This window comes from Providencia sp. PROV_01 (assembly GCF_053098325.1).
Genome location: NZ_JBRFKD010000015.1, coordinates 1 through 9756 on the forward strand (window position 1 = coordinate 1; position 9756 = coordinate 9756).

General features: G+C 39.0%; 11 protein-coding genes and 1 pseudogene. 1 reads left to right on the top strand and 11 read right to left on the bottom strand.

Annotation, left to right across the window (positions count from 1 at the left end; all coding sequences use genetic code 11):
- Nucleotides 1-313: 313 nt before the first annotated feature.
- The 11 genes from ACU696_RS21040 to ACU696_RS21090 all read right to left on the bottom strand — a co-directional run bounded on the left by ACU696_RS21040 (nt 314) and on the right by ACU696_RS21090 (nt 8781).
- Nucleotides 314-856 carry a fimbrial protein gene (locus ACU696_RS21040; RefSeq protein WP_166685611.1) on the bottom strand — a complete coding sequence of 181 codons (543 nt, stop codon included), beginning with the start codon at nt 854-856 and terminating at the stop codon, nt 314-316.
- A gap of 23 nt (nt 857-879) precedes the next feature.
- Entirely contained in the window at nt 880-1404 is a 525-nt protein-coding gene (locus ACU696_RS21045) for a fimbrial protein (protein WP_110592988.1), read from the bottom strand.
- Nucleotides 1401-1898 (bottom strand): fimbrial protein, encoded by a 498-nt coding sequence (locus ACU696_RS21050; RefSeq protein ID WP_209102834.1) that lies wholly within the window; start codon nt 1896-1898, stop codon nt 1401-1403. The genes ACU696_RS21045 and ACU696_RS21050 overlap by 4 nt, the downstream gene beginning before the upstream one ends.
- Nucleotides 1899-1908: 10 nt before the next feature.
- The gene (locus tag ACU696_RS21055; RefSeq protein ID WP_166685613.1) at nt 1909-2406 is read right to left on the bottom strand and encodes a fimbrial protein; all 498 of its coding nucleotides are present in this window, start codon (nt 2404-2406) and stop codon (nt 1909-1911) included.
- Nucleotides 2407-2421: 15 nt separating this feature from the next.
- Complete coding sequence (locus ACU696_RS21060; protein WP_110592985.1) at nt 2422-2958, bottom strand: fimbrial protein; 537 nt, start codon at nt 2956-2958, stop codon at nt 2422-2424.
- Between the two features lie 9 nt (nt 2959-2967).
- The gene (locus ACU696_RS21065) at nt 2968-3576 is read right to left on the bottom strand and encodes a fimbrial protein (protein WP_014657446.1); all 609 of its coding nucleotides are present in this window, start codon (nt 3574-3576) and stop codon (nt 2968-2970) included.
- A gap of 47 nt (nt 3577-3623) precedes the next feature.
- A complete protein-coding gene (locus ACU696_RS21070; RefSeq protein WP_166685615.1) occupies nt 3624-4400 on the bottom strand; it encodes a fimbria/pilus periplasmic chaperone in 777 nt (258 codons plus the stop codon).
- Nucleotides 4401-4452: 52 nt separating this feature from the next.
- The gene (locus ACU696_RS21075) at nt 4453-7122 is read right to left on the bottom strand and encodes an outer membrane usher protein (protein WP_198642032.1); all 2670 of its coding nucleotides are present in this window, start codon (nt 7120-7122) and stop codon (nt 4453-4455) included.
- 100 nt (nt 7123-7222) lie between these two features.
- Nucleotides 7223-7759 (bottom strand): fimbrial protein, encoded by a 537-nt coding sequence (locus ACU696_RS21080; protein ID WP_198642033.1) that lies wholly within the window; start codon nt 7757-7759, stop codon nt 7223-7225.
- A gap of 77 nt (nt 7760-7836) precedes the next feature.
- Complete coding sequence (locus ACU696_RS21085) at nt 7837-8367, bottom strand: fimbrial protein (protein ID WP_209102836.1); 531 nt, start codon at nt 8365-8367, stop codon at nt 7837-7839.
- A 72-nt stretch (nt 8368-8439) separates the two neighbouring features.
- The gene (locus tag ACU696_RS21090) at nt 8440-8781 is read right to left on the bottom strand and encodes a helix-turn-helix domain-containing protein (protein WP_209102838.1); all 342 of its coding nucleotides are present in this window, start codon (nt 8779-8781) and stop codon (nt 8440-8442) included.
- A gap of 739 nt (nt 8782-9520) precedes the next feature.
- On the opposite strand from ACU696_RS21090, the pseudogene ACU696_RS21095 reads away from it, so the two are divergent.
- A pseudogene (locus ACU696_RS21095) lies at nt 9521-9732 on the top strand (transposase); the annotation flags it as partial.
- Nucleotides 9733-9756 lie beyond the last annotated feature (24 nt).

Below are 9756 nucleotides of genomic sequence, written 5' to 3' on the forward strand. Positions count from 1 at the left end.
ATAATTTAATATAAACATTCTTCATATTACAGCCTCCATATTAAATGTAATTTTTTATAGATAGCAATTTATCTAGCAATTCCAATTAATTCATAACAGTCAAAATATTGATTCAAAAGTTTAAACTTCATAAGTTTTAGTGATTTTTTCCTTATATGATTAAAAATCATTATTAAATTTTTCATTTCACATTGTTAAGATTATTTATCTAACTTAGAAAATTAAAAATATATACCAAAGAAACATTAATTCATTAGCAATATAAAAAATGGATAAGAAACTATAAATAATTTTGGTTTCATACCTATTCGTTTTATTCATATTCCAACATAAAGGTTGTTGTTGCCTCAAAGGCGCCTCGCCCTACTGTTTTAGTATATAAGGCATTCGGCTCACCTTGTACATAAGCTTTCAGATTAAGCTTATTACCATTCCCCATATGCAATTGCTGAATATAGTTTTTGGGTTTATTTAATAAAATTGGTGTGCCATTTTCAGTCTCCAAGCCAATAGCGATTCCATTCGCTTGACTCCCAGCATTAAGCGCTAACAACCCCGGTAAAGCCGCACTTTCAGTCCCCATAAAGGTCACTTGAACTTCTTTCCCCAGCACTAAATCGCAATTAATTAACCGAATTGTAAATGGCTGACTGTGTGTTCGAGTATTCAAATACAAATATTTATCTACAATAGTGCCAAAATCTAATTCGATATTTTCATCGCCAGGATATACTTCGCAAGCGTCCTCAACCAACGTTCCATCAAATTGTACTGTTTCCGACTGCGCGCAAAGCGGCACAGCCAATAAACTTAATGACAAGACTAAAGGCCATAATTGATGTAATGGTATTTGCATTTTTTTCATTTCCTTTTATCGTGTCATTGAAAATCGATGGTCAATGTCCCGGTCGCAGAAAAATTATCACCAACCAGTTCCGTTCCAGCACGCTTAACCGGCACCGCCGATAATCTCGGTGGATTTGAACTATCAATGGCAAACGCCTTATTCAGCTCTAACGGTATCCCGTCCTTTTGAATTTGAATGCCTAATTTTCCGTTATTCATCGGGCTACTTGTTCGTAATGTCGCATTATCAAATCCCGTACCCGCCAGAGTTCCACTGAACGTCAATGTCACATTCCATGGTTGATTTAAGTCACCTTGACAATTCAATTGATACGGAATGTCTTGTTTAAATAGATTCCCATCCACTTTACGCACCCCCACCTTTCCAAAAGAAACGCGTATAGGATTTGTTTGTCCTAATTCACACGCGGGGGGCAGTACTAGCGTACCATCAAAAACCCAATTGGCTTCCACCACTGAGGACATCATAATGAATAGCCCCCCTAAACTGCATAAATAACAATAACGTTGACTTGTGCTTATCAGTAATTTTTTCATTGATAGTTCACCTTTAATGTTGCCAACGCAGTAAAACTACCACCATCTGTATCATTAAAGCCCGCCGTCATATTTTTAATCGGCGCGGCTTTTAAAGAAGGCAAAGAGGTATAATTAATATTCACCGGCTGATTAATTGCTTGCCGGATATTATCAACATAAAAAATAACGCCTAATTTATCATTACTTGTTTTTAATGCGCCATTGCTATTAAACAATGTAGGGTCGCCTTCTAAGGTCAATGTCAGATTATTTTTTGCTAATCCTGTACACGATAGACTCAATGGCAATGTTTGTAAGTAGTTATTACCGTCAATGCGCGTTAATAAAATATCACCAAAATGAATCGTCGCTTGATTATTGTTATTTAGAATACATTCAGGTGGCGTCACAATTAAATTACCATAAAGATTTGCCCCTAACCCCCATGTAAATGGAGAGTTTATTACACAAAAAAAGCCGAGTGCCACTTGTTGTCGGTGAATAAATTTCATCTTGTTCTCCTTAACGGTAATCCACCACAAAAGTTAATGTCCCATTAAAATTTCCGCCATCAGTTAATACCGTTCCCGATGGTTTTACTGGCACCGCATAAAGCGCAGGCTGATTGCTACCATAAGTGAAATTCACAACATCACCATTACTTAATCTAGTCGAATCCTGATAAACCGCTATCCCGAGATTCGTCCGACCAGTACGAATGACATTTTGTCCATTGAGGGTAATCGGGCTCCAACTAACCGTCATTTTTAATGCATTGCTATAGACATTCGTACAATTTAAGGTGTAATCAATACGTGTGCGTTTATAACTACTATTGTCAATTAGTGTTTCATGGATATCGCCAAAATTGACATCTGCCACCGTACCACTATTCACGGTACATTCTGGCGGCGTGACAACCAGCGTTCCTGTAAAATAGACATCCAATGCTCGTGATAATACCGGACTCAATAAACAAAGTAGGCCGATAAAATACCTAACAAAGAGAGTATTATTCATGAAATAGTCCCGCGTTTATTGATAATTTAACGTCACGGTCATTGTGCCAGTGAAAGATCCCGCATCACTGAGCATCATACCGCTAGGTTTTATCGGTACCGCATACAAGTTCGGCGGATTACCGTAAGTAAAGTTAATTGACGCTCCGTTACTTAAGCGAGTCGAATCCCGATAAATGGCAATACCCAAATTTGTTCGGTTTGTGCTGATAGCAGAAACACCATTAAAGGTTACTGGATCCCATGACAACGCCATGTTCAACGCATTTTTTTCTAATGCACTGCAAGATAATCCCGTATCAATGGGGGTTCGCTTATAACTCACCCCATCAATTAATCCTTGTTGTACCTCTTCAAAACGCACAATTTGTATTGAACTGCCACTACTAAACGTACACTGTGGGGGCATCGTAATGGTCAACGTTAAATTCAGATTTGCGGTATCGGCATGTACGACATAGAATAAACTTCCAAACAATAGCGTGCTAAAAAAAAGAACGCTGAACACAATAAGGCCTTTAATTCCTACGGTCACATGCTGTATCAATAACATCGTTGACTCCTAATCATAACTTACCTGAAAGCGAATAATTGCCTGATAAGCTCCCGAACTTAAACCTGCTGTAGTGCGGATCGGGGTAACATAATAAGTCAATTGATTCTGTCCCGGAGAAACAAGCTCAGGAGTACTATATTGCCCTATTGCAAGAGGATGATAAGAAGCATTACTCAATTGTAATGCAATTCCTTTCGCCCCCGTAACGGCCGCTAATTGTGGGTTTTGATTGTCTGCCGCAGCCAAAAAACGAATTTTCATCGCAGGCATATCAGGACTCCACAATAAGTTGCCGAGTTTATTACGATTACGACTTTCACCACTTAAACAATCTTCTAAACGCAGTTGTACCGCGACAGGAGTACCTGTTTGACCGACTTTCTGTAATTGCCCCGTGCCTAATGTCCCCAGTTCAATCGTTTGATATGCGGAGGACATCGCTAATCGGCAAGCACTTTCCGTTAAAGCCCCGTGTACATACAATGTGCCATTAGCCCCATCGACATCCCAGTTATCCACTTTGTCAAGTTCAGTACTGAGCGCTGTGCTACTGAATAAGCACAATCCTAAACCGTACGCCATCATATAATGAGGTATCTTATTGGCTTCTTTCATGATGCTCTCCTGCGTTGAAATCTGCTTTAACGTCATCTTGTTTGAAGTTACTGTTTATCTGATACCACATGACAGCGATTATCTTGACAAGTAAATGTCAACGTTGGTCGCCCACCATAGTCATTGATATAAGTAAGCACAGGCTGACTTCCTAAGGCTTTTGCACTCCCCCCCATCAGCAAACTGCTTTTAGGTGCAACCATCAACGGTTCAAATCCCGAGACCGTTTTTCCGTCTTTCACTGAAGCGGCATCAACAAGCGTTACAAAATATGGCGTTGGATTCTCTACACTGTATTGATCACCTTGACGAGTAAGTGTGATTTTTTCTTGCCATGGATTTTCCATCTGTTGGCGAGTTGGAATAATCGCTTTTGGGCGATAAAACAACTTAATTCGCGTTTGTAACGCCAACTGAAGTGTGTTGGGTTTATCACTCTTAGGTGGGATTTCACGTAAATTGAAATAATAAACGGACTCCCTGTCTTGCGGCAGTGACGCGACACTCGGCAGTGCTTGGATTTTTACTTGGCTTTTAGCGCCAGGCTCAACACGCTGAACGGGAGGTAATACTGTAAAGGGCTCCGTGATTTTTTCACCTTGGGCATTTTCAATCCAACCTTGTGCTAAATAAGGTAATTGCTTATTTTCATTACTGATATTTAAGCTAATGGATTTATCTTCACCCGTCATAATTGCACGAGTGCGATCTAAAGCGACTGCAGCTTGTGCGGAAGACAGTGTCGTAGATATCAACACCGCTCCAACCAAAAAAGTGGCAATAGGATGATGATTTCTTTTATTAATTTTATTGCTCTGTAACATATTCTTTTACCTTAGTATGAAGAAGAGATAAACCTCTTCAATCATGTCATTTTTATTTTCTTAACCAGCTCTTTGAGCTGACCAAATCTGGCTTATCCGATGCCCCAGAAGTTAATGAATGAGGCGTAGAGAATGACGGTAAACTTACCGCATCCGATTCAACAACCGTCTCAGTCTGCTCAAGAGGTAAGATGTCAGTCGCATGGCACGGTAATAACCAATTCGTTAACAATGTGTCGCTCTTCGGCAATATTTTAGGTAAGGTGATTTCACATTGTGCTTTATCATCCCAACGAACTTGTAACTTATCGTTAGGGTTGAGCCCCGTTAAATACGTACTCCCATCATCCCCTACCATTCCCACTTGTTGACCTTTCACATTGAAAACTTGTGCCCCAAATGGGGGAACACTATTATCAGATAAACGCAATAAGGCCATTGCACTGTGCCCAGCCACAACATCGAACTGGCGGTAGCCAATAGCACCTTCTGTTAAAGTACCTTGCTTAACCGATTGTGATACCTGAGCATCTTCAGGTAATGTATTTAAATCGACACTGACTTGATTACGGTAATAACTGTTCACGTCTGTTAATACCGCCTGACCAAAATAGTTTGTTCGGATGGTTGAGCCATAACCTCGTAATGGGATATCAGGAACCCCATCCGTATCAACAAAAATTCGAGTCCCCCCAAGCTGATTACCACGATGCATCACCACACCTTGCTTAATCGCCGTAAAACCACCTTGAAGTGATAAGCCAGCAGAACGATATCTATCTTGCTGATAAGTGGCATTTGCATTGATTTGAGCTAAATCCGCTTGATGCGTGTAATAACCACTCACTAACCCACCAGAACGAGACCATCCGGTACTTAATTGGTAATTAGTACGTTCATCTAATCGGTCGTAATAACTAACTCGTTGAGAGTTATCACGCTCATCCCAACTGCTGTTCATGCTAAGCGAACCACTCTCTCCCCAAGGCAATGAAAGGGAAAGGTAGGCGCCATCATCATTAGTCTGCCGATACCGATTTCGATAAGCCGTCAAGTTAACACTTAGATTTTTCCATTTACCGATATCAAAATAGCGCGCTAAAGACAGACTATAACGGTCATTATCAGGCTGATCCCAGTAGGTTTGATGGTAATAATTTATATAAGCACTGAGCCCCAACTCCGGAAATTGTTGGTTATAGGAAACCGTATACATTTCCTTACTGCTATACTGGCGGACCCCCGTAGACTGCGCATTTAAGTACTCAGACATACTCATAAAACCTTGTTCAGCAAAGCGATATCCCGCAAATGTCACTTGGCTATTGTAGGCATCAAATCGTTTTGAATAGCTCAAACGATATGAATTACCGTGATACGTTTTATCGCCGACTTCAGTTAACCCTTTTAACCGTGAACGCGCATGGGTGATATCAAAAGACAACGCGCCAAACATCATTAGATCTCGACCGATACCGACCGCTGCAGAAGCGTAATTCTCCGCAGCAACACCGCCACCATACAATGACCAGCCGTTATTCACTCCCCACGAAAACTCACCGCTCGCAAATGTTTCACCACTCACTTGGTGGCGCCAATCAGTTGGGCGTCCAGCGGCAAGCTTATAACGCAATTGCCCAGGGCGAGTGAGGTAAGGAACACTGGCTGTATTCACTGTAAACGTTTGAATCGTTCCATCTTGTTCTTTAACTTCAACATTAATCTCACCGGATAGTGCATCATTTAAGTCTTGAATACGAAAAGGACCTGCAGCAACTTGCGTTTGATAAATAATACGGCCTTGCTGACTCACGATAACGGTAGCATTACTTTTGGCTACCCCCGTTATTTCGGGAGCATATCCCCGTAGATTGGGCGGTAACATATTGATGTCAGTGATCAAACTCAGCCCCGTAAATCGAAAGCTGTCAAAAATATCGGAAGCTAAATAATCTTCACCTAAGGTGAGTTTTGCTCCGAGAGATTTAATTGCACGATAGACATAATACCGCGTCCAATCTAATGAACGGGAAGTACCTTGACCTTGCTGCTTGTCTAAACGTAGTTGCCAATCCGCCCGCATACGCCACACACCTAAGTTCACACCGGCAACACCATTGCCGCTAACATTAGCATTTGTTCGTTGTCCGCCCCGAGTTTGCTGACCAACCTGAGCATTGAGGTTATAATCAAAAAGGGCGCCGGGTAATCCATCCTCCCAACGAGCAGGCGGATCCCAGTTTTCGGCTGTATACTCCAAATAGGCTTGGGGTAAACTGATATACAAAGCAGAAGCGGCTAAATCCCCTTTAACTTCCGTACCCGGTAAGCTATCGAGTGATAAACACTGACCATCATGCCACCATTTTAATGTTGGCAATAAATCAGGTTTAAGCGCTAGTTGCTCAACTAACACAGGGCTTAAACAGGCAACGCTCTCATCTGGCTGGCCGTCGGGGACGTAATAAAATACGGTTTGTTCCGGTAATTGATGTTTATTTATAAAAATAGAAAAACGATATTCACCCGGCATTAAAAAGCCCGGACGTGAAAACTGGGCTAAATCAATATTTGCGCGGTCATTAACATCCAAAATATCCGTATTAAATTCAATCTGCTCAGCATAGCTGTTACAACTTAAGGACACAGCAACAAGCAGTCCCATCAACCGAGGACGGCTTATCCGTAACAACGGCATATGAATATAACCTAGGGCCATCATCTCGACCTTCTTATTTCTTTTTTTATTAATAAAATCATTTAGCTTTTAATTTTCATGCAAAACCAAGTGTGGATTTCGGCATCTAAAATCAATTAATGGATTATTCATAATCCAATTTAAAGCGTAATTGGCTGTAATACTGTCCTGAAACTAATGGAGCATGATTAGCCACCAACTTTAATTCATAAGCTAAATCATGGGAGCCCTGTGTTAATGTTTGAGCAGACAGAGCCTGTCCTGGAACAATAATTGCTCCGTCGTCATTGCGCTGAATTTGCAATCCGACACCTTTGGCTTGTCCATTCACACTAAATAATCCGCGTTGATGTGCACCATCAAAGGTGACTCTAAAGTATTGCCAATTAGGTTTATTTGGGTTTTGACGTTCAAGAACGCAATTAACTAACTTAATAACAAACGAATGTGTAGGTCCTTGTCCATCTCGACGAATATCACTGAGAGAGAGGCTGCCCATATTAATAGTCTGATCACGACTCCCTACATCAATAGCGCAGGCCGTTTCAATGATACTGCCATTCATCTTTACTGAGCCTAACGCATTGGCAGGGGAAATATCGATGAGGGCACAGATACTGAGACTCAATGAAAGCAGTTTACTGAGCGTTAAATATTTCATTGCTTCCTCTTCTACGCAGGCTTCCCTTTGAAATAAACCAGCAAAATGTCCTTTTTTTGCTGGCTACTAAACAACAATTATTCGTATGACAACGTAAAGTCAGCTACGGAGCTAAATTCACCTGCGGTAATCGTTTTAATATCACCGCCATTACCCATTAAATACGCAGAAAAACGCAGAGTATTATTGCCATCTTGAATATTTTGGAATGGTGTTGGTGTACCTAACGTAATAATATTCCCACTACCATTCGTAATTTGTACCCCAGCACCTGAACCAGTACCAACGATACCTAACGTTTTATTCGTATTATCAAATGAAGCTGCAGCACCACTAAATGTTAATTGAACACCTTTTTCTAATGCAGTTATATCGCAGTTTTCTAAAGCAATATCAAAACTACGTGGACTAGATTTACCACCATCCACTAACGCCATATTTGATATTTGTCCAAGTTCAACAGTTTGATCAATTGAATCTGGTGAAATAGAGCACGGTGCATCAATAATGGAACCTTTAAAATTCACTTTTCCGTGACCCATATCTGCAGCAAATACAGAGGTGCTCATAGCACTAGAAACTAGTGCTAATAAAAATAATTTTTTCATATATTCCTCAATAAATTATAAATAAACAACTTGATTTATTTCTATTACTACAAAATATTTCTTCTACTATAATTAATAAAAGTAGACAGTATCAGAAGCCGCTATCAATTTTTTCAACATTGATACGTCATCAGAATTTGATTTTTCCATCTCAAGTAAAACATGTTTAATTACTTTCTCAAATGGAACATTCAATGCTATTGATAAATTAAATAACATATCCACTGAGATTTTATTAATACCTCGCTCATATCGAGACATCTGTTGCTGCGAAACATTTAATTTCTTTGCCAGTTCAGCGCCAGTCATTCCACACTCTCTTCTAATCTTTTTAATAACAGTCCCACAGTAAGTTGAAACTTGATTATCCTGATTGTCGCACTGACTATTAATTCTATTTTCTTCAAAATTCATATTAGTAATCTTTCCAATAAATGAAAATAATTACCAATTTAAAATTAGTAATTAAATAAACATATATAATATCCGTAACGGACTTAGCTGAACGGGTACAATTATAAAGAGTGAACTTTTAAAAGCAAACTCCCACTCCTCGCACATTTACTTAAATATTTAAATGTTACAGTTTTTAATAATCAAAAAATTCACTTAAATATCATGCAATTAAAAAATAAAACTCATTTGTTTAAATTTTAAACAGTCACAATTTGATAACATGACCATAGTGTTATAATTCAACAAGCAAACAAAAAACAAAATTTTAACCTGAAATTAATATTTATTAATACTTTATATTAATATGTAATAAATAAATGAAAAACAATCAGGACTTACGCCTTTTAAGCGTTAACAAAAAAGCAAAAATCTGAAAAAATGAAAAATAACTATTAATTATCAAGATTTTATTTCAAACCCACCAAACGAGTAAAAATGAAATATTATCTAACATATTTTATATGTGATTTGCTTTTTATCTTACACTCACCAATTTTTACATCATAAAATGACCACACATCATACTATTAATCCCCAACCATCACAGAATAAAAACTTAAATTATCACTATAGTTCATGGGGATATACACATAATAATATGTATTATCTATGCTTTAATGATAGTGGGTATATAATGAGTGATATGTATGAATTTTTTGTAATTATTTAATCTGTCGCAACTTAAAAAAAATATAACATATTCGAGATATTAGGTCCTGAATGCAGAAAATGACGTTCCCCACAAAAAAAATGGCCATTACTCAGCAAAGTTTTAAGTCAGGTATGAGTGTTTCCATGGTTGATCGACAACATGGTGTGATGGCAAGTCAGCTTTTCCTTTGACATAAACAGTATCAAGAACGAAGTCTGACCGCGGTGACAGCAAGTGAGCAGGCTGTTAGTGCCTCTTAGCTAGACTCAGCTATAAAGCAA